The organism is Saccharothrix saharensis, assembly GCF_006716745.1.
GTDB classification, from domain to species: Bacteria; Actinomycetota; Actinomycetes; order Mycobacteriales; family Pseudonocardiaceae; genus Actinosynnema; species Actinosynnema saharense.
In genome coordinates, this window is sequence record NZ_VFPP01000001.1 from 6888435 (window position 1) to 6909296 (window position 20862).

The 20862-nt window shown below is 74.7% G+C and carries 17 protein-coding genes; 12 read left to right on the forward strand and 5 right to left on the reverse strand.

Going from position 1 to position 20862, the window contains the following annotated elements; all coding sequences use genetic code 11:
- The first annotated feature begins 2 nt into the window (after positions 1–2).
- The 9 genes from FHX81_RS31485 (at position 3) to FHX81_RS31525 (ending at position 11693) form a co-directional block, all read left to right on the forward strand.
- Positions 3–761, forward strand: coding sequence for a CIS tube protein (locus FHX81_RS31485; protein WP_141982030.1), 759 nt, complete (start codon positions 3–5; stop codon positions 759–761).
- Positions 751–2571: a VgrG-related protein gene (locus FHX81_RS31490; RefSeq protein ID WP_141982032.1), complete on the forward strand. Its 1821-nt coding sequence runs from the start codon at positions 751–753 to the stop codon at positions 2569–2571. The genes FHX81_RS31485 and FHX81_RS31490 overlap by 11 nt, the downstream gene beginning before the upstream one ends.
- A 50-nt stretch (positions 2572–2621) precedes the next feature.
- Positions 2622–2903, forward strand: a complete 282-nt coding sequence (locus tag FHX81_RS31495) for a PAAR domain-containing protein (RefSeq protein ID WP_141982034.1) — start codon at positions 2622–2624, stop codon at positions 2901–2903.
- Between the two features lies 1 nt (position 2904).
- Positions 2905–3318 (forward strand): GPW/gp25 family protein, encoded by a 414-nt coding sequence (locus tag FHX81_RS31500; protein WP_141982036.1) that lies wholly within the window; start codon positions 2905–2907, stop codon positions 3316–3318.
- Entirely contained in the window at positions 3315–5258 is a 1944-nt protein-coding gene (locus FHX81_RS31505; protein WP_141982038.1) for a putative baseplate assembly protein, read from the forward strand. The genes FHX81_RS31500 and FHX81_RS31505 overlap by 4 nt, the downstream gene beginning before the upstream one ends.
- Positions 5255–5770, forward strand: coding sequence for a phage tail protein (locus FHX81_RS31510; RefSeq protein WP_141982040.1), 516 nt, complete (start codon positions 5255–5257; stop codon positions 5768–5770). The genes FHX81_RS31505 and FHX81_RS31510 overlap by 4 nt, the downstream gene beginning before the upstream one ends.
- A gap of 554 nt (positions 5771–6324) precedes the next feature.
- Positions 6325–7149, forward strand: coding sequence for an NADase-type glycan-binding domain-containing protein (locus FHX81_RS31515; RefSeq protein ID WP_141982042.1), 825 nt, complete (start codon positions 6325–6327; stop codon positions 7147–7149).
- Positions 7150–7152: 3 nt separating this feature from the next.
- Positions 7153–10293, forward strand: coding sequence for an HYR domain-containing protein (locus tag FHX81_RS31520; protein WP_141982044.1), 3141 nt, complete (start codon positions 7153–7155; stop codon positions 10291–10293).
- 95 nt (positions 10294–10388) lie between these two features.
- Complete coding sequence (locus FHX81_RS31525; protein WP_141982046.1) at positions 10389–11693, forward strand: hypothetical protein; 1305 nt, start codon at positions 10389–10391, stop codon at positions 11691–11693.
- Positions 11694–11713: 20 nt separating this feature from the next.
- On the opposite strand, the gene FHX81_RS31530 is transcribed toward FHX81_RS31525, so the two are convergent.
- From FHX81_RS31530 to FHX81_RS31540, 3 genes are all read right to left on the reverse strand, one after another.
- The gene (locus FHX81_RS31530) at positions 11714–12340 is read right to left on the reverse strand and encodes a helix-turn-helix transcriptional regulator (RefSeq protein WP_141982048.1); all 627 of its coding nucleotides are present in this window, start codon (positions 12338–12340) and stop codon (positions 11714–11716) included.
- 67 nt (positions 12341–12407) lie between these two features.
- Positions 12408–13082: a response regulator gene (locus FHX81_RS31535; protein ID WP_141982049.1), complete on the reverse strand. Its 675-nt coding sequence runs from the start codon at positions 13080–13082 to the stop codon at positions 12408–12410.
- A 2-nt stretch (positions 13083–13084) separates the two neighbouring features.
- Complete coding sequence (locus tag FHX81_RS31540; protein ID WP_141982051.1) at positions 13085–13732, reverse strand: sensor histidine kinase; 648 nt, start codon at positions 13730–13732, stop codon at positions 13085–13087.
- 214 nt (positions 13733–13946) lie between these two features.
- Here FHX81_RS31540 and FHX81_RS31545 point away from each other — a divergent pair, with 214 nt between their 5' ends.
- Positions 13947–14951 carry a radical SAM protein gene (locus FHX81_RS31545; protein WP_141982053.1) on the forward strand — a complete coding sequence of 335 codons (1005 nt, stop codon included), beginning with the start codon at positions 13947–13949 and terminating at the stop codon, positions 14949–14951.
- Between the two features lie 4 nt (positions 14952–14955).
- Here FHX81_RS31545 and FHX81_RS31550 read toward each other — a convergent pair whose 3' ends face one another.
- Complete coding sequence (locus tag FHX81_RS31550; protein ID WP_141982055.1) at positions 14956–15939, reverse strand: PHP domain-containing protein; 984 nt, start codon at positions 15937–15939, stop codon at positions 14956–14958.
- A gap of 114 nt (positions 15940–16053) precedes the next feature.
- Here FHX81_RS31550 and FHX81_RS31555 point away from each other — a divergent pair, with 114 nt between their 5' ends.
- Positions 16054–16686 carry a TetR/AcrR family transcriptional regulator gene (locus FHX81_RS31555; RefSeq protein ID WP_170232238.1) on the forward strand — a complete coding sequence of 211 codons (633 nt, stop codon included), beginning with the start codon at positions 16054–16056 and terminating at the stop codon, positions 16684–16686.
- Between the two features lie 12 nt (positions 16687–16698).
- On the opposite strand, the gene FHX81_RS31560 is transcribed toward FHX81_RS31555, so the two are convergent.
- Positions 16699–17892, reverse strand: a complete 1194-nt coding sequence (locus tag FHX81_RS31560; RefSeq protein ID WP_141982058.1) for a serine hydrolase domain-containing protein — start codon at positions 17890–17892, stop codon at positions 16699–16701.
- Between the two features lie 157 nt (positions 17893–18049).
- On the opposite strand from FHX81_RS31560, the gene FHX81_RS42680 reads away from it, so the two are divergent.
- A complete protein-coding gene (locus tag FHX81_RS42680; RefSeq protein WP_170232239.1) occupies positions 18050–20797 on the forward strand; it encodes an ATP-binding protein in 2748 nt (915 codons plus the stop codon).
- The last annotated feature ends 65 nt before the right edge of the window (positions 20798–20862 follow it).

The following is a 20862-nucleotide window of genomic DNA, read 5'->3' on the forward strand; positions in this document are numbered from 1 at the left end:
CCATGGCCTCCCCGATCACCTTCACCTCGGCGGGCTCCCCGAGGGCCACCAGCTACGCCGCGCCCACGAACCTCCAGAAAGCCCTCCTCAGCGTGCACCGCCCACCCAAGGCCGGCGGCGCGGCGAAACCCGGCGACCTGCTGCACGAGATCACCTTCCAGTTCAACCCCAAGGAACTGTCGCTGAGCAAGAACGCCAAGTGGGAGCGCAGCCGCCAACCCAACGTGGCCAAGAGCGGCACCCCGGAGTTCAAGGGCTCGGACCCGGTCAAGCTCGCCCTGGAGATCTTCCTCGACGCCACCGAGCACATGGACGACGGCGTGGTGAAGAAGGTCGAGCAGCTCTTCGCCTGCTGCGTGCCCACCGAGGACAGCCGGCAGCACGGCAAGGGCTCACCACCGTGGGTGATCTTCAAGTGGGGCGGCATGACGGGGTTCCCGGCGTTCGTCGCGCGGGTCGCCGCCAAGTACACCCTGTTCACGCCCGCGGGCGTGCCGGTCCGCGCCACCTGCACGGTCGACCTGGAGGAGATCGCCGGGGAGCAGGGAGGCCAGAACCCGACCTCGGGCGCGCTGGCCGCCCGCGACTCCCACGTCCTCGTCGCGGGCGACACGCTCCAGTCCGTCGCCTACAAGGCCTACGGCAACGCCGGGCTGTGGCGGGAGATCGCGGAGGCCAACGACATCGACGACCCGATGCGGCTGCGGCCCGGCACCCGCCTGCTGGTGCCCGCGTTGGAGGAGATCCGCGATGGCCGGTGAGACCTTCGCCAACTCCCTCGTGGTCGAGGTCGGGTCGGCACCGCTGCCCGCCGACGTGAAGGCCCTGCTCACGCACGCCTACGTGGACGACAGCCGCAACCTGCCCGACGTGTTCGTGCTCCGCTTCCGCGACCCCGGCCACGTCGTGCTCGGCAAGGGCGGGTTCACGATCGGCGCGAAGATCGTGCTCAAGGTGCAGACCTCCGATCCGGGCGGCCCGCAGCCGCTGCTCACCGGCGAGGTCACCGCCGTCGGCGTCGAGCTGGACGCGGGCGGCACGTTCACCGAGGTCCGCGGCTACGACCTGGGTCACCGGCTGTTCCGCGGCCGACGGGTCGCCGCCTACCCGAACATGACCGTCCCCGACGTGGTGCGCAAGGTCGCGCAGCGGGCCGACATCCCGGTCGGGCGGCTCGACGACGTGCGCGGCTTCGGCCGGCCGCACACCCAGCTCAGCCAGGACGGCGTGAGCGACTGGGAGTTCCTGTCCCGCCTCGCGGCGCTGGTCGGCGCGCAGATCGCGGTGGTGGAGGGCAAGCTCGAGTTCCGGCTGCCCCAGGAGCCGACGTCCGCGCCCGCCGTGCACGCCAGGGCCGGGACGAGCCCGCTGGTGCTGGAGATGCACCGCACGCTGCTGTCGCTGCGCGCCGCCATCACGGCCGCCGAGCAGGTGCGCGAGGTGCGGGTGCGCGGCTGGGACGACGAGACCAAGCAGCCGGTCGTGGCCGCGAAACCGGCGGAAGCGCTGGGCACCGAGGTCACCGGCGTGGACCCGGTGGTGCTGGGCGGCACGTTCGCGAGCCCGCCGTTCCTGGCCGGCGGTCCGCACCGCACCCAGGCCGTGGCCGACGCGGTCGCCACCTCACTCGCCACCCAGCTCGGCGGCGCGTGCGCGGAGCTGGTCGGCGTGGCCCGCGGCAACCCGAAGCTGCGCGCCGGCACGGCCGTGGCGCTGACCAACATCGGCGAGCCGTTCGCGGGCAAGTACACGCTCACCGGCACCCGGCACCTGTTCACCGAGCAGGTCGGCTACACCACCGAGTTCACCGTGTCCGGCCGCCAGGAGCGCTCCCTGTACGGCCTGGCCAGTGGCGGCACGGGTGGCTCGGGCGGGCCCGGCCGCGGCCTGGTGCCCGCCATCGTCAGCGACGTGCGCGACCCGGCGGGAGCCGGCCGGGTCAAGGTCACCTACCCGTGGCTCGCGCCGGACTTCGTCAGCGGCTGGGCCCGCACCGTGCACGGCAGCGCGGGCAACGGCTACGGCGACCTCGTGCTGCCCGAGGTCGGCGACGAGGTGCTGGTCGGGTTCGAGCACGGCGACTTCGACGCGCCGTACGTGCTCGGCGGCCTCTACAACGGCAAGGACGAGCCGCCCACCTTCACCAAGGACCCGGTGGACGCCAACAGCGGTGAGGTCGCCGCCCGCGGGTTCGTCTCGCGCAAGCACCACAAGGTCGAGTTCGTCGAGGACGAGGGCATCACGATCGCCAGCGGCGACGGGAAGTTCGTGGTCCGGCTCGACCAGCGCACCCAGGTCGTCGAGGTGACCAGCGGCAAGGCGGTGACGATCAAGGCTCGGGACGGGGTCACCATCGACGCCGGCACCGGCTCGCTGGAGCTGAAGGGGCAGCGGATCACCGCCACCGCGCGGGCCGACGTGGCGATCGAGGCGGGCGCGCGGCTCAAGGCGTCCGGCACGGCCGGCGTCAAGGTCGAGGGCGCGACCGTGGCCGTGACCGGTCAGGGCCAGGCGGAGCTGACCGCGAGCGGCCCGGTGACCGTGCGCGGCGCGGTCGTCCGGATCAACTAGTCCGGACCGACCAGGACGGACCAACCAGCCCGGAGCAACCAGGAGGGGACGTGCCACCAGCGGCGAGGGTCGGCGACCCGACCGGGCACCCCGGCGTGCTGGCGCCGCCGGGCGTGCCGACCGTGCTCATCGGCGGGATGCCCGCGGCCACCGTCGGCAACCCGCACACCTGCTCGTTCCCCGGCCTGCCACCGCACCCGCCGACACCCGTGCTGCCGCCCGGCTGCCCGACCGTGCTCATCGGCGGCAGGCCCGCGGCCCGGATGGGCGACCTGGCGGGCTGCGGCGCGCCGGTCGTCGTCGGCTGCCCGACCGTCCTCATAGGAGGGTGACGTGGACTTCATCGGCCGCGGGCTGGCGTTCCCCGTGCACACCGACGCCACCGGTTCCGTCGCGCTCGTCGGCGGCGAGCGCGAGATCGTGGAGAGCATCCGGCTGGTCCTGGCCACCGCGCCGGGCGAGCGGCCGATGCGACCGGAGTTCGGCTGCGCCATCCACGACCTGGTGTTCGCGCCCGCCGACGCGGCCACCGCCGGGCGCATCGCCTACGAGGTGCGGCTGTCGCTGGAACGCTGGGAACCGCGCATCACGCTCACCGACGTGTCCGTGGGCTTCGACGAGGTCGACCGGGGCACCCTGCTCATCGACATCCGGTACGCGTTGCGCGGCACGAACGACCCGCGCAACCTGGTCTTCCCCTTCTACGTCATCCCGCCGCACGAGGCCGACGAGGAGGGCACGCCATGACGTCCCTGCCCACGCCCAACCTGGACGACCGCCGGTTCCAGGACCTGGTGGACGAGGCCAAGCGCCGCGTGCAGCAGCACTGTCCGGAGTGGACGGACCACAACGTGTCCGACCCCGGCGTCACGCTGATCGAGGCGTTCGCGCACATGACCGACGAGCTGCTGTACCGGCTCAACCGCGTGCCCGACCTGCACTACCTGCGGTTCCTCGACCTGATCGGGGTGGCGCTGTTCCCGCCGACCGCGGCGCGCGGCGACGTCACGTTCTGGCTGTCCGCGCCGCGCGACGTGCCGGTGGTCGTGCCCGCGGGCGCGCAGGTCGCCACCGAGCGCAGCGAGGTCGAGGACCCGGTGGTGTTCACCGTGGACCGGGAGCTGGCGATCGTGCCGTGCGCGTTGACGCACCTCGTGACCGCGGTGGAGGACGTGTCCACCCCGCCCGCCGACCGCACGGACGAGCTGCGCGACGGCAAGGAACCCGAGGTGTTCGCGTCACCGCCCGCACCCGGCGACGCCGTCCTGTTCGGGCTGTCCGACGCCGTGCCCGGGTGCGCGGTGCTGCTGCGCGTCGAGGCGCACGCCGAAGGCCGCGGCGTCGACCCGCGCGACCCGCCGTGGGCGTGGGAGGCGTGGAACGGCTCCGGCTGGAGCCCGTGCGAGGTGGACCGCGACAGCACCGGCGGCTTCAACCAGCCCGGTGACGTGGTGCTGCACGTGCCGCACTCGCACGCCGTGTCCGTCGTCGCCCGGCACCGCGCCGGGTGGCTGCGGTGCCGGGCCGTCGCACCCGCGCCGGACCGGCCGTTCTACCAGCGCGCGCCGAGACTGGTGTCCGTCACCGCCGCCACCATCGGCGGCACGACCGGCGCGACGCACGCGGACGTCGTGCGCGGCGAGACGGTCGGCGTGTCGGAAGGCGTGCCGGGGCAGCGGTTCCCGCTCGCCCGCACGCCGGTCGTGGTGGACGACGGGGCGCTCGTGGTGGAGGTCGCCGCGCCCGACGGTTGGGAGCGGTGGACCGAGGTGCGGTCGTTCGCCGAGTCCGGGCCCGCCGACCGGCACGTGGTGCTGGACCGGGTCGGCGGCGAGGTGATCTTCGGGCCGGCGGTGCGGCAACCCGGTGGCGGCGTGCGGCTGTACGGGGCGGTCCCGGCGAAGTCGGCCGCGATCCGGGTGCCCGAGTACCGCACGGGCGGCGGGCTGCGCGGCAACGTGGCACGCGGGTTGCTGCGGGTGCAGCGCGACCCGGTGCCGTTCGTGACGGCGGTGACCAACCGGCGGCCCGCGTCCGGCGGGGTGGCGGGGGAGTCGGTGCGTGACGCGGCGGTGCGCGGGCCGCTGCTGCTGCGGACCCGGGACCGGGCCGTGACCGCGGAGGACTACGAGGTGTTGACGCGGGAGGCCGCGCCGGAGATCGCCCGCGTGCGGTGCGTGCCCGCGAGCCCCGGGTCGGCGGCGGTGCGGGTGCTGGTGGTGCCGTCGGTGGGCGCGCACGAGGAGTCCGACTTCGCCGCGTTGCAGCCGGACGCGGACGTGCGCGGTCGGATCGAGCGGTTCCTGGAGGAACGCCGGTGCGTCGGCGCGCGCGTGTCCGTGGAGCCGCCGTACTACCAGGGCGTCACGGTGGTGGCGCAGCTCCGGGCGAAGGCCGGGACGCCCGAGGACGTGCTGCGGACGCGGTCCGTGCAGGCGTTGTACGACTACTTCAACCCGGTCAGCGGCGGACCGGACGGTGACGGGTGGCCGTTCGGGCGGCCCGTGCAGTCCGGTGAGGTGTTCGCGGTGCTGCAGCGGCTGCCCGGGGTGGAGCTGGTCGAGGAGATCAAGCTGTTCGGGGCGAATCCGGTGACCGGCGACCGCGGCACCGCGGTGGCCCGGCTCGACCTGCCCGTGAACGGGCTCGCGTTCTCCTACGGCCACCAGGTGCGGGTGACGCGATGACGACACCGCACCCGCTGGCCGAGCGACTGCCCGCCGTGTACCTGGAGGACGGGTTCACGCAGCGGTTCCTGGTGGCGTTGGACGAGGTGCTGGCCCCCGTGTTCACCGCGCTGGACGGGTTCGCGGGCTACCTCGACCCCGGGATCGCGCCGGAGGACTTCCTGGAGTGGTTGGCGCACTGGGTGGCGCTGGACGTCGGCGAGGGCCGGCCCCTGGCGCAACGGCGGGCGCTGGTGGCGCGGGCCGTCGAACTGCACCGGTGGCGGGGGACGCGGCGCGGGCTGGCCGAGCACGTGGCGCTGCTGACGGGCGGCGACGTGGAGGTGCGCGACAGCGGCGGCTGCACGTCCACCGACCGGCCGGGATCGGCGTTGGCGGACGACCCGCCTCGCGTGCACGTCCGGGTGCGCGTGGCCCGCCCCGGCGACGTGGACCGGCCCCGCCTGGCCGCCGCGATCGCCGACGCGGTGCCCGCGCACGTCGCGGTGGAGCTGGAGGTGGTGGGGGAATGATCGTGTGCGCGCAGTGCGGTGAGGGGAGCGGTCCGGGTTCGGAGTTCTGCGGCGCCTGCGGGACGTACCTGGAGTGGGAACCACATCCCACGCCGGTGCCCGGCCAGGTCGCCGGAGAGTCGGGCCGGGTCGGCCAGACCGGGCACGGACGTCAGCCCGGTCAGGCCGGGCAGCCAGGGGACACCGGGCAGCCAGGGGACACAGGGCGGATCGGACCAGGCCGGGGGCCGGGCGGTTCGGACGCGGTGGGCTGGGGACCGGGTGGCGCAGGAGCCGCGGGCGGGCGGTCGGCCGGGCCGGGGGCTGCCGGTTCCGGGGCAGGTGGCGTGGGGCCGGAGGGTGCAGGGGCTGCGCAGTCCGGACCCCCGGGCACCACGGCCGCGGGACCGGTGTCGTGGGGCTCGCGGCCGGGCGGTGGTGAGGAGCGGCTGTCGGCGGGGTCGTGGTGGCGTCGTGGGAAGTCGGTACCGCCTGGAACGCAGGAGGCGGGTGCGGCGGATCCCGCAGGGTTGCAATTCGAGTCGCAGCGGCCCGATCGGCGGCAGCCTGCTGCGATGCAGCCCGGGGCGATGCGGCCCACCGAGCACAGGCCCGCGACACCGCACCGGCCGCGGTCGACCGAGCGGCGGGCGGCTCGACCCGGTGACCTCATCTGCGGGCAGTGCGGCGAACCCAACCCGCCCACCCGCAAGTTCTGCGCCCGTTGCGGATCGACCCTGGTCGAAGCCGCGGTCGTGGCGGAGAAGTGGTGGCGCGGGCTCCTGCCCCGGCGCAAGCCGCCCACGGCGGGCAGCCGGCCCAACCGCCGGGTCGGCGCCGTCCGCCGCCGCATCGGCCAAGTGCTCCGCTGGTCGTTCGTCGTCGCCCTGCTGACCGCCGTCGGCGCCTACGGCCTCGTCCCCTCCTTCCGCAGCCTGATCAACTCCCGGGCGACGACGATCGTCCACAGCATCGAGGACGTCTTCGGCACCGACCTCACCCCCGTCCGCCCCACCACCATCACCGCCACCGCCGCATCACCCGACCACCCGCCCGCCCTGGCCTTCGACAACGCGACCAACACCTTCTGGCTCGCCCCGGTCACACCCCGACCACCCGCCCTGGTGCTCGACTTCGGCCGGGAGGTCGACCTGCGCGAAGCCATCGTCCGCGTCGGCGACCCCGCCGACCTGCAAGCCGCGCACCGCCCCGGGAAGCTGCACCTGGTCTACCCGACCGGCCGCACCTTCGACGTCGACCTCGCCGACACCCCGGACCCGCAGACCGTCCGGCTCGAAGGCGTCGCGAGCACCGTCGAGGTGCACGTGGTCGAGTGGCACAACTCCCTGCGCGGCACCGAGATCGCGCTCGCCGAGATCGAACTCTTCGCGGTGAGGTGAACCGTGAGGCACCTGGCCCTCGTCGTGCTCCTGCTGGCCGGCCTGGTCGTCGCCCCGCCGGCGACGGCGCAGCCCGAGGCACCGCCCCCCTACCGGATCGCCGTCACGCGAGGCGACCCCGGGGACATCTGGACCACGGACGCCCGAGGGGGTGACGCCCGGCAGCTCACGGACACACCGGACGAGCACGAATCGGAACCCGCCTTCTCGCCCGACGGCACCCTGATCGCCTTCACCCGGTCCTACGGCGACGGCTCCGACATCGTCATCACCGACGGCGGCGACGAGCGGGTCCTCGCCTACGGCCGCCACCCGTCCTGGTCCCCGGACGGCACCATGGTCGCGATGCTCTCCGGCGGCGAGGTCCGCGTGGTCAGGGTGTCCGACGGCGCGGAGCTGACCACCGTCCCCCAGCCCCGGCACACCCGAGGCCACGACGAGAAACCGACGTGGTCGCCCACCGGGGCCGTCATCGCGTTCGGCCGGCACACGGACGTCCTGATCCCACCACGCGTCCAGCCGTACGTCGTGGGCGCGTCCACCTCCGCCACCGGCACGTTCACCACGACCGCGACCGTCCGCACCCCGTTCGTCCCCGCGCGACCGGAAATCGTGTTCCTGCTCGACACCACGTCCTCGATGGCCACGCCGGTGAGCACCGTCCGCGCCAACATCGGCACGGTGATGGAGCGGATCGCCACCGCCGAGCCCGAGGCCCTCTTCGGCATCGCCACCTACCAGGACGCGTCGGACGGCCCGGGCCGCTACCGCCTGGTGCGCGACCTGACGACCCGCGACGTGCTCCAGACCGTGCTCGACGACGCCGCGAACTTCCCGATCGGCTTCGGCGGCGACCTGCCGGAGGACTGGTTCAACGCCCTGCACCACCTCGCCCGCGACCGCGACGCCACCGGCCGCCACACGACGTTCAGCGACGACGCCGGCGTCACCCGGATCATCGTGCTCGCCGGCGACGCGGCCAGCCACAACAGCCCGGACACGTGCGACGTCGCGACCTACCCGGACTGCCCCGGCCGCACGCCCTACTGGACCGAGGAGGAGATCACCACCGACCTGACCGACCGCGACATCCACCTCGTCGGCGTGCCCGTGCTGCTCCCGCCGCCGTACACGGAGCAGTTGGACAGCCGGCTCCAGGTCACCCGCCTCGCGGACGCCACCGACGGGGTGCGGGTCGACGGCTACGAGCCCGACCGGATCGTGGCCGGCATCGAGCACGGCATCACCCGGCTGCCGGTGACCGTGACGCCGGAGGCGTTCTGCCCGCCCGGCGTCAGCGTCCGGTTCACCCCGCCCACGGCCCGCGCCGCCGGTGACACGGACGTCACCTTCACCGAGACCGTGACGCTGGGCGCGGTGCCCGGCGCGCGGGCCGCCGCCGACCTGGAGTGCCACGTCCGGTTCAAGTTCGACGACGAGCTGCCCGCCGAGACCTACGAGCAGTTCATCGCGATCGACCGGGCCGACGCGGCACTGCCGACCGTGGTGGTGAACGCCCACGCCGCACCCAGCCCCGACGGGACGCCCGTGCCGGTGACGTTCACCGCGACCGCCACCGACGCCGCCGGCGCACCGCTCACCCCGACGTGCGACGCCACGTCCGGCTCGCCGTTCCCGGTGGGGCTCACCACCGTCACGTGCACCGCCACCGACCGAGCCGGCCGCACCGGCAGGGGGAGCAGCGCGATCACGGTCCACGTGCCGGAACGCGGGCCGACCGACGACCTCTGGCTCGCCCGGCTCGACGGCGGCGACGTGGTGCAGCAGGTCGACCTGTCTGCCTCCTTCGCCACGCCGTGCGCCCACCAGGACTCCGCGCCCGCGTGGTCACCGGACGGCAACCGGCTCGTCTACCGGCACGGCGACGTCCTGTGCGTGGCCGACGCCACGGGCGCGAACGCCACCCCGATCACGTCGGGCGGCGAGACGCCGGACGACCCGGCGTGGTCACCGGACGGAGCGTCCATCGCGTTCACCATGAGCGGCCCCGACGAGCACCTGCGGGTGTGGACCGTCGCGCCCTCCGGCGGCACGCCCGCCGAACTGGTCGCCTTCGCCCGGGAGGACACCGACCTGCCCGCGTTCGGCGGGCTGCCCGACCTGGTGGTGACCGGGTCCGCCGCGCCCGCCGCCATCCCGTTCGGCGGCTCGACCTCCGTGCGCCTGCGGGTGACCAACCGCGGCCTCGCGCCGGCGGTGGACGCCGAGCTGGCGTTGGCGCCGCCCGCCGGGCTGGAGGTCGAGGAGATCACCACCGACACGGGCACCTGCGTCGCGACGGGGTGCGCGCTGGGCCGGCTGGCCCCGAACGGGACCGCCGAGGTGCGCGTGACCGTCACGGGGACCGCGGCCGGGCCGCAGGTCCTGCGGGCGAGCGCGCCACCGGACGTCAACCCCGGCGACAACCGGGTCGACGTGCGGGTCAGCGTGGCCGACGAGATCAGGCCGCCCGACCACCCCGGTTCGCTGTCGCTGGCCGTTTCCCCGACACCGCGGGAGGGTTACGTCGGCGGTGACGCCCTGGTGCTGTCCTACCGGGTGCGCAACGGGGCGTCCGTGCCGATGACCGACGTCCGCGTGGTCACGTCCCTGCCGCCGCAACTGCTCCCGGTCGGCGCGGTCACCGGCTGCACGGCCGACGGCGCCACCTGCGCGCTCGGCACGCTGGCGCCCGGCCAGGAAGCCGAAGTGCGGGTCGCGCTGCCCGCCAAGGCCGCCGTGGACACGACCGCGGGTGGTTCGGTGCTCGCCGTCGGCCCGGACGACGACGCCGCCGACAACACCGCCGTGACCCGAGTCCTGGTGCGGCAGCCCGTGCTCGCCGTGGACCCCGGCATCGGGCCGACCGGGTTCGTCCCGCGCGCCGCCGGCCGGTCGTTCCCGCCGGGCGCGACCGTGCGGCTGGGCTGGGCACCCGGCCTGTCGCCGACACCCGGCGAGGTGGTCGTGCGGCCCGACGGCACGTTCGAGGCGCACGTCCTGGTGTTCCACAACGACCGCATCGGCGTGCGGCAGCTCGAAGCGGTGCCCGTCGTGGGCCCGGCGTTCGGCCCGGTGCGGTCCGGGGACTTCCTCGTCGTGCCCAGGACCCTGCAACCGCCCGACTTCGCGTCCCGGGGGTGACGCCCGGCGGCTGCCCGTTGGGGCAGCGCCGGACGCACCCCGCCCCACCCTTCCGCCACCTGCCGCGCCGGCCCGACCACCGGAGGATTCACGCCATGGGCGCAACCGCGACGCTGTCCGCCACGGGCTTGGCCGTGGCGCCCGGCGAAGACGTCACCTGCACGGTCGTCGTGCGCAACACCGGAGACCTGGTGGACGAGTTCACCGTGGACGTGGTCGGCGACGCGGGCGCGTGGGCGACCGCCGAACCGGCCTCGGTCAACCTCGTGCCCCAGGCGTCCGCCTCGGTGGTCGTGCGGTTCGCGCCGCCGCGCGCCGCCGGGGTGGCCGCCGGCCCGGTGGCGTTCGGCGTGCGGGTCACCTCGCGCGAGGACCCGCACGGGTCGGTGGTCGAGGAGGGCGTGGTCGACGTCGGCACGTTCACCGACGTGTCCGCCGAGCTCGTGCCGGCCAAGGTGGAGGCGGGCGCGCGCGGCCGGTTCGAGGTCGCCGTCGACAACGTCGGCAACCACCCGGTCGCGGTGCGGCTGAGCCCGACCGACCCGGACGGCGAGCTGGAGTTCAAGCTCGACCGCACCGACCTGGTGCTCGCGCCCGGCACGGCGGCGTTCGTGAAGCTGGTCGCCAAGCCGCGCGACACGTTCCTGCGCGGACCGTCGCAGCCCCGGCCGTTCCGGGTGGAGGTGGTGCCCGGCTCCGGGCCGCCGCTGTCGGCCGCGGGCACGCTCGTGCAGCGGCAGTTGCTGCCCAAGTGGCTGCTGCCCGCGCTGGTCGCGCTGCCGGCGTTGGCGGCGCTGCTGGTCGGCCTGTGGTTCACCGTGCTGCGACCGGCCGTGAAGTCCGCCGCGCGGGAGGCCGCCGAGCAGCAGGTGCAGGAGGTCAGGACCGCCGTGGACCAGGCGCGGCTGGGCGCGGGGGAGGCGCGGCAGCAGGCCGAGGACGCCGAGGTGAAGTCCGAGGAGGCCATGAAGGCCGCCGGGCTGGACCCGCAGGCACCGCCCGGCTCGCCGCCCACCGCGAAACCCGGTCAGCCCACCGGGGAACCGGGCGAGCCGACCGACTTCCGGGTGGCCGCCGACGCCGCGGTCGTGGCCGACCCGGACGTGTTCACCGACTTCACGTTCACCCCGCCGGCCGACAAGACGGTGCTGATCAGCGACATCGTGCTGCAGAACCCGCGCGGCGACGCGGGCACGGTGCGGGTGCTGCGCGACGCGAACGGCACCCGCGGCGTGCTGCTGGAGGTCGGCCTGGCCAACTTCCGCGACCTCGACCGGCACTACGTGGAGCCGCTGCGGTTCAAGCCGGGCGAGCGGATCGTGGTGCAGGTCAGCTGCCAGAACCCGGACGACAAGGGCAACTGCCGGCCGGCGGTGTCCTTCGCCGGCCGGCAGCTCTAGCCGCTCGGTGTGCCGTCCGCTCAGATCAAGCCCTCGCGCAACGCGAACGCCACGGCGTGGGCGCGGTTGCGCAGTTGGAACCGGTTGGTGATGTCGTGCAGGATCGACTTGACCGTGCGCTGCGAGTAGCACAGCTTCTCGGCGATCTCGCGGGTCTCGAAGCCGTCCGCGATGAGCCGCAGCACCTCGGTCTCCCGGTCGGACATGCCGGCCATGGACCAGCCGTGGGGGTTGAGCACGTTGCGCTGCAACCGCGACACCCGGTCCAGCAGCCGGCCGAGCAGGTCCGGCGGGAGCGCGCCCTGGCCCGCCGCGGTCGCCTTCACCAGGCGCACCAACGTGTCCGGTGTGGCGTCGGAGCGGCGGATCACCGCGGACACGCCGCTGCTGACGACGTTGAGCAGCTCCGGGTCGGCGATGTCGCCCGCCACCAGCACGATGCCCGCGCTGCCCGGCGCCTGGAGCCGGCGCAGCAACTGCCGCGCGTCGCCGTCCAACCGGTCGAGCACGACCAGCGCGACGGGTGCCGGCTCGTCCGGTCCGACCAGCCTGATCTCGGGCCGCGACCGCAACGCGGCGGTCACCCCGGCCCTGGTGATGGAGTCCGTCGCGTGCAGGACGACCGCGATCCGGTGGTGTGCGTCCATGTCCGTGCTCCCGCCCCTAGTGCCCCGCTGTGCCACCGCAATCGTGGCTTCCCGGCGCGTCCCGGCACTACGGGCGCACTGTCCCGACGTGTCCCGGATCGTCGCCCAGACCGGCCTGCTTCGCCCGGGACACCGCCTGCGCCCGGTCGGCCACGTGCAGCTTGCGCAGGATGTTCGACACGTGGTTGCGCACCGTCTTCGGGCTGAGCACCAGCGACCGGGCGATGGCCGTGTTGCCCCGGCCGTCGGCCATCAGCCGCAGCACGTCCCGCTCCCGCGCGGTCAGCTCCGGGAACGCCTCCACCCGCTCCCGCGGCGCGGTGCCGAAGTACGCCAGCAGCCGCACCGCGATCGCCGGGCTGAAGATCGCCTCGCCCTCGCCGACCGACCGCACCGCCCGCAGGATCTGCGTCGGCCGGGACGCCTTGAGCAGGTAGCCCAGCGCGCCCGCGCGCATCGCCGCGAACACCGAATCGTCGTCGTCGAACATGGTCAGCACCAGCACCCGCACGCGCGGGTCGTGCGCCACGATCCGCCGCGTCGCCTCGACACCGCCGAGGTCCGGCATGTTGAGGTCCATCACCACCACGTCCGGGTGCAGCGTGGCGGCCAGCGACACCGCCACCGCGCCGCCCGACGCCTCACCGACCACCTCGGTGTCCGGTGCGGCGGCCAGTGCGGCGGCGAGGCCGTAGCGGAACAGCGGGTGGTCGTCCACGACCAGCACCCGCAGCGCCGGCACGCTCACACCCCGCCCGCGAGCGGCAGGTCCGCCGCGACCCGGGTGCCGCCCGCGGCGGCGTGCTCCACCCGCCACGTGCCGCCGACCTCGCGCGCCCGGTCGCGCATCGAGCCCAGCCCCACGCCGACGCCCCGGCCCGGCACCAGGCCGACGCCGTCGTCCACGACCTCGACGTGCAGGCAGCCGTCGAACCGCAACCGCACCGAGCAGTGGCGCGCCCCCGCGTGCCGCACCACGTTCGTCACCGCCTCGCAGATGATCCGGTACGCCGCCACCTGCACGGACACCGGGAGTTCCGGCACGGCCTCGCACCGCACGTCCACCCGGACCGGGTGCCGGTCGGCCAACGACGCCACGTGCGCCCGCACCGCGCCCGCCAGCCCCAGCCTTGCCAGCACCGCCGGGCACCCGCCCGCGGCCAGCCGGCGGACGTCGTTGACCGCGGTGTGCACCTCTTCCTCCAGCCGCGCCAGCAGCGGGCCGGCCGCGGCGGGGTCGTGCGCGGCCAGGTGCCTGGCCGCGCGCAGCCCGAGCGCGATCGCCGCCAGCGCCGGCCCCAGGCCGTCGTGCAGGTCCCGCAGCAGTCGGCGTCTGGCGTCGTCGGCCGGGTCGTCGGCGGCGTCGTCGGGAACCATGAACTCGCGGCGCATGTCCCCTCCCCCACTGGGTGAGCGCGCGGGCCGCCTCGCCGTGCCACCGGGCCGCCTCGCCTGTAGGGAGAGTCGCCGGTTCGTCACGTGGCGTTTCAACTACCGGCAAGGTTCCCACGTTGGGGGGAATGGCTACGAAGAGTGGTGCCCGATCGACGTATCACCGGGCGTCCTGCGTGCTCCATAGGTGTAGCGAGCACCACAGGAGGGTGGCATGGGTCAGACGAGTGGCCGGGCGGTCCTGCAGGTCCACCCGACCAGGCTGTGCAACCTGCGCTGCCTGCACTGCTACTCCAGTTCGGGCCCGGACGTCGCCGAGTCGATCCCGATCCCGGTGCTGGCGGCCGTGGTCGCGGATGCGGCCCGGCTCGGCTACGACGTGCTGAACGTGTCCGGCGGCGAGCCGTTCCTGTACCCGGAACTGCCCGCGCTGCTGCGCGCCGCCCGCGCGGCGGGGATGCGGACGACCGTGACGACGAACGCGGTGGCGCTGACGCAGCGGCGCATCGGGTTGGTGCGCGGACTGGTCGACCTGGTGGCCGTGTCGCTGGACGGCGACCGCGTCACGCACGACCGCATCCGGGACCGCGAGGGGTGCTTCGAGAAGGCTCTGGCCGGCATCCGCAGGTTCACCGAGGTCGGCATCCCGGTCGGCGTGATCACCACGTTGACCCAGGGGAACGCCACCCAACTGGGTGACGTCGCGCTGGCCGCCGCCCAGTCGGGGGCCCTGCTGCTGCAAGTCCACCCGCTGGAACCGGAAGGCGCCGCGAACCGGTTGATGGTCGGCGAGCGGCCGGACGCGGTGGAACTGGCCTACGCGGCGGTGGAGCTGGGCCGCATCGCCGAGGAGCACGGCCTGGCGGTCCAGCTCGACGCCGTGCCGCGCACCATGCTGGCCCGCAAACCGGAGGCGTTCATGGCCGCCCCGGTGGACGACGCCCAACCACTGGGCCGCTGGCTGACCCCGCTGGTGATCGAGGCGAACGGCGCCGCGGTCCCGGTGTCCTACGGCTTCGACCGCCGCTACGGCCTGGGCAACGTCCAGGACCGCCCCCTGGCCGACCTGGCCCGCCACTGGGACGCCGCACCGTTCCTGGCCCTGTGCCGCGCCACCTGGCAACGCCTGGTCGAAGGCCGCACCGGCCCGCTGGTCCCGTGGTACGGCCACCTGGTCCGCGCCTCCCGCGCCCCCCGCCCCGCCACCGCGGGTCGCTGAGCGGTCAGCGCGACAGCAGTGCGTCGGCCTCCGAAGTGTTGATCACGCGCTCGGGGGTGACACCGCACTCCTCGGCCCGCTCGCAGCCGAACGACAGCCAGTCCAGCTGACCCGGCGCGTGGGCGTCGCTGTCGATCGAGAACGTGCAGCCCAGCTCCACCGCCAGCCGCAGCAGGCGGCCCGGCGGGTCGCGGCGCTCCGGGCGCGAGTTGATCTCGACGGCGGTGCCGTGCTCGGCGCACGCCGAGAACACCGCCTCCGCGTCGAACGTCGACTCCGGCCGCCCCTTGCCGACCACCAGGCGTCCCGTGCAGTGGCCGAGCACGTCGACGTGCGGGTTGGACACGGCGGCCACCATGCGCCGGGTCATCTCCGGGGCGGCCATCCGCAGCTTCGAGTGCACGCTGGCGACCACGACGTCCAGCCGCGCCAACAGCTCCGGTCGCTGGTCGAGCGAGCCGTCGTCCAGGATGTCGACCTCGATGCCGGTCAGGACCCGGAACGGCGCCAGTTCGGCGTTCAGCTCCGCGACCACGTCGAGCTGGCGCAGCAGCCGGTCGGCGGACAGGCCGTTGGCCACCGTCAGCCGGGGCGAGTGGTCGGTCAGCACCATCCACGAGTGGCCCAGGTCGCGCGCCGCCTCGGCCATCTCGCGGATCGGGCTGCCGCCGTCGGACCAGTCGGAGTGCGTGTGGCAGTCGCCCTTCAGCAGCGCCCGCATCGCCTGCCCGCCCACCACCGGCTCGCGGAACCGGCTCAGGTAGGTCGGTTCGCGCCCGGCCACGGCGTCCGTGATCACGCCCGCGGTGGCCTTGCCGATGCCGGGCAGGTCGGTCAGCGTGCCCGCCGCGGCCCGCCGCGCCAGCTCGCCGTCCGGCAGTGCCGCCACCACCTCGGCGGCCTTGCGGAACGCCCGGACCCGGTACGTGGGTTCACCGGCGCGCTCCAGCTGGAACGCCACCTGCCGCAGTGCCCGGAGTGGATCCACACCCCATTGTCTACCCCGCCGTGACCGGTGGTGCGCGTCGGCGGAGTTCTCGACTTGGCGGCGGTGCGCGCGAAACGCTTGCGGCTGCCGTGCGCGGAACCGAGGATGTGCGCCATGTCCCCACGTGCCGGCACGGTCGGGTCGCGGCGCAGGCCCAGCAAGGGCGACCTCACCTCGCAGGCGATCCTCGACACCGCCGAACGGCTGCTGCAGACGCGCTCCCTGGACGACATCGCGGTCGACGAGCTGGCCTCGGGAGCGGGCATCTCGAGGTCGACCTTCTACTTCCACTTCGCGTCACGGGAAGCGGTGCTGCACGCGCTGGCCGGCGGCGTCGTCGACGAGCTGTACGAGTCGGCGTCGTCGTGGCTGCGGCGCGGCAGCGAGCCACCCGAGGACTCGATCCGGCGGGCGCTGGGCGCGAGCCTCGCGCTGTGGCGCAAGCACGGGCCGGTGCTGCGCGCCGCCGTCCGCGCCCGCGACACCGACCCGTCGATGCGCGAGTTCTGGTCCGGTGTCGCCCGCCGGTTCGTCGACGCGACCGCCTCGCAGATCGAACTGGAACGGGCGGCGGGCGTCGCACCGCCCGGCCCGCCGGCCAAGTCGCTGGCCGCCGTCCTGGTGTCGCTGAACGAGCAGGCGTTCCTGGGCCGCTCGCGGTCCCGCCGGTCGGCCGCGCGGGACCGCGAGCTGGTCGACACCCTCACCTGCGTCTGGCTGCGCTCGGTCTACGGCATCGCCGGGTAGGCCGCCCCGGCCTCAGCGGAACCAGGCGCCGTCCGACGCCTGCCGGTGCCCCAGCGCGCGGTAGACGGCGTCCACAAGGGACTGTCCGCGCGCGTTGACGCCCAGGCCCGGCCCCATCTTCGTCATCGCGTACCCGAACGACATCCGCGCGCCCGGGTCGGCGAACCCGAGCGACCCTCCCATCCCGGAGTGCCCGAACGCGCCGTCCGCCATCGCCACGCCCCGCTCCACGGCGGGCAGGTGCCGGTTGGCCGCCGCCTTCATGAACCCCAGCGAGAACCGGGTCGGCGCGAGCAGCATCTCGTCGTGCCCGGCCGACACCACCCCGGACATGAGGGGGATCTGCGCCTCGTCCACCAACCGCACCCCGTTGTACTCGCCGCCCAGGGCCAGCGGCCGGTACAGCTGCGCCAGGCCGCGCGCGTTGCTCATCCCGCCGACCGAGCCGTACTGCGCCGCGTGCGCCTCGCGCGTGTCCGACGCCGCCACGTACCCGCCGGAGTTGCCCATCAGCAGCGACTGCATCGACCCGGGGCTGCCCATCGCCGCCACGTACACCGCCGGCACCGCCTCGCCGCGGTCGGCCGGGATCGTCCGGGCGACCAGCGGCTCCAGGTCCTCGGGCAGGGTGAGCCAGAAGTCCAGCCCCAGCGGGCCGGACACCTCCTTCTCGAAGAACTCGGCCAGACCCGTCCCGGACACCCGCCGCACCACCTCGCCGACCAGGTGCCCGAACGTCAACGCGTGGTAGCCGTGCCGCGTGCCCGGCTCCCAGAACGGCTCCTGCCGCGCCAGCAGCCCGGTCATGAGGTCCCAGTCGAGCATCCCGCCCGCGGGCACCGGCTCCCGCACCGCGGTCAGCCCGGCCTGGTGCGCCAGCAGGTGCCGCACCAGCGTGCCCACCTTGCCGTCGCGCCCGAACTCCGGCCAGTACTCGACGACCGGCGCGTCCAGGTCCAGCTCGCCCCGGGACGCCAGCACGTGCGCGCACAGCGCGGTCGCGCCCTTGGTGCACGACCACACGTGCGTGATCGTGTCCTCCCGCCACGGCCGCCCGCCCGCGTCACCGCCCCACAGGTCGACCACCGTGACGCCGTCGACCGTCACGTGCACGCCCGCGCCGACCTCGCCCCGCTCGGCGAAGTTGCGCTCGAACTCGGTGCGGACCTCGGCGAACTCGTCGGCGCAGGTGCCCTCGACCGTCATCGACCCTCCAGGTGCGGCAGTTGTCCGCCGCCATGGCACCACCGCGGGCCGCGCCACGTGAGTAGGGATTCCTCAGTCGGTAGGGCCGCGCGGCCGCGACGGCGGTCCGGTGCACCGCGATCGGTAGTGTGGTGTGCCCAACCAGGGGAGGTCGCCCTTGTCGCCTTTCTTCGGCCGGGAGGCCGAGCTGGCGGCCGTGTCCGACGCGGTCGAGCGCGTGCCCGCCGCCGGGCTGGTGGCGGTCGTGGTGTCGGGTGAGCCGGGGATCGGCAAGTCCAGCCTGCTCGCCGAGGTGGGCCGCCGGCTGCGCGCGCGGGGCTGCGCGGTGGCCGCCGCCGAGTCGGACGACGTGAGCAGGCGCATCCCGTACGCGGCCGTGGCCACGGCGTTGCGGTCGGTCGCGGACCCCGGTGACGTGCGGGCCGCCTTGGCGGCGCTGGACCTGACCGCGACGCCGGACGCGACCTGGTTCGGCCGGTCCTGCGAGCTGGTGGCGCGGGCGTTGACGGGGCTGACCGCCGACCGGCCCGCCGCGCTCGTGCTGGACGACGTCGACCAGGTGGACGACGACTCGCTGGCCATGCTCGCCGTGGTGCTGCGCCGCGTCACGGCCGCGCCGCTGGTGCTGATCGCCGCGGTGCGCGAGCACCACCGCAACCCCGGCGTGGAGGAGCTGCTGGACCGGCTCGAACGGCACGCCGACGTGGTGCGCGTGCGGCTCGCGCCGTTGAGCGGCGGTGACGTGGCGCGGATCGTGGAGACCGTGCTGGGCACGCCGGTGGACGACGGGCTGGCGCACGAGGTGCACCACCGGGCCGACGGCAACCCGTTCTTCGCGGTGGAGATCGCCCGGTCGCTGCGCGAGCTGGACCTGGTGGCGGTGGACGGCGACCGGGCCCGGCTGGCCGTGTCGCCGTCGGCGATCCGGCTGACCAGGCGCGAGGCGGTGCTGCGGCGGGTCGCGCCGCTGGACCGGGACACCCGGGCGGTGGCGCGCGCCGTGTCGATCTTCCGGCGCGTGCGGCTGGACCAGATCGGGCTGCTGGCGCGGGTGTCGTCGCTGCCCGAGGAGACCGTGGTGGACGCCTTCGACGGGCTGCTGCGGGCCCACATCGTGGTGCGCGACGAGGACCGGGGCTACCGGTTCTCGCACGCGCTGGTCGGCGAGGCGCTGTACCAGGAGATCGGCCCGGCGCAGCGGCGGCACCTGCACAGCCTGATCAGCGCGCGGCTGCTGGACGACCGGGCGCGCGGGCTCGCGGTGGACGAGATGGAGCTGGCCTGGCACCTGGCCGAGTCCGCCCCGCCGGGCGACCTGCGCGCGGTGCGGGTGATGGCGCAGGCCGCCGCCGCGAACCGCGCCACCGCGCCGGAGACGGCGGCGGCGTTGTGCGCGCGGGCGCTGGAGCTGCTGCCGCTGGCCGCGCCGGAACGGGCCGGGCTGCTGGCCTCGCAGTGCCGCGCGCTGGCCCACGCGTCCCGGCCGGGCGCGGCGATCGGGCCGGGGCTGGCCGCGCTGGCGGAGCTGCCCGCCGGCCCGGACCGGTCGCGCTGCGCGGTCATCGTGCTGACCAGCATGTTCCTCGTCGGACGGTTCGCCGAAGGGCTGCGGTTGGCGGACGCGGAGGTGCGGTCCGGTGACGCGCCGGCCGCGTTGCACGCGCAGCGCGCGCTGCTGCTGCTGTTCACCGGGCGCCACGCCGAGGCGTTGGCCGCCGCCGAGCGGATCGAGGCCCTGCCGCTGACGTCGGCCGCCGAAGGCGTGGTGGTGTTCGACCGGCTGGCGGTGATCACGTCGATGCTGTTCCGGCACGACAAGACGGTCGACTACGCCAACCGGGCGTTGGCCTCGGCGGCTGGCCAGCCGGGGCTGGAGCTCCAGGCGCTGGCCGTCGGTGCGTCCACCGGGGCGCTGGCCGGGCTGGTGCACGACGCGTCGTGGCGGTTGCGCCGGGCCGAGGAGCTGCGGGAACGGGCGGGCGGGCACGCGTTCCGGGGTGAGCTCGAGATGGCGCGGGTGGCGCTGGACTGGTTCGGCGGCGCGTGGGACGCCTGCCTGGAACGGGTCGGGCGCGCCGCGGCGGAGCTGGAGTCGCGGCAGGAGCTGATGATGCTCGACGGCCTGCGCGCGATCGAGCTGGAGGTGCGGACGTGGCGCGGTGAGCTGGACGTGGCCGCCCGGCTGGCCGCGTTGGAGCCGCCGACCAGCCCGAACATGTCCCGGCTGCACGCATTCGCGATGGCGGGCTACCTGTCCGCGCGCGGTGACGTGGAGGGCGCGCGGGACGTGCTGGCGGACGCGGTGGACGACGACGGGATGACCGCCTACAGCTGCGTGCTGCTGGGTCGGCTGGTCGAGCTGGACCTGGCGCACGGCCGGGTGGACCGGGCGCGGCGGACGGCGGCACGGCTGCGGGTCGTGGCGGCCGACCGGGTCGCGCCGTGGACGCGGACGACCGTCCGACGCGTCGTGGGTGCGGTCGAGCGGGACGCCGAGGTGCTGCGGGAGTCGGTGCGGGAGGCCGAGGCCGGCGGGCTGGTGTTCGAGCGCGCACGGGCGCAGTGGGCGTTGGGGCAGGTCGACGGCGGTGCGGTGGCGGAGCTGCTGGAGGCGTACGGCGTGTTCCAGCGGGTGGGGGCGCACGGGCTGCGCCGGCAGGTCGGGGCGCGGCTCAAGGAGCTGGGCGCGAAGGTGCCGCGGGCCAGGGGACGGGCTCCGGGTGTGCTGACGGCGGCGGAGGAGAACGTCGCCCGGTTGGTGCAGCAGGGGATGCGCAACCGGGACATCGCGGCCGCGTTGCACTACAGCCCCCGCACGATCGAGGTCTACCTGTCGCGGATCTACGCGAAGCTGCGGGTGTCGTCGCGGCTGGAGCTGGCCCGGGTGCTGGACGGCCGGGCCTAGCCGCGCTTAGTTGTTGTGGAGTCCGCACTAACCGGCCGGTAACCCGGGCGTGTTGTCTGGGTTGC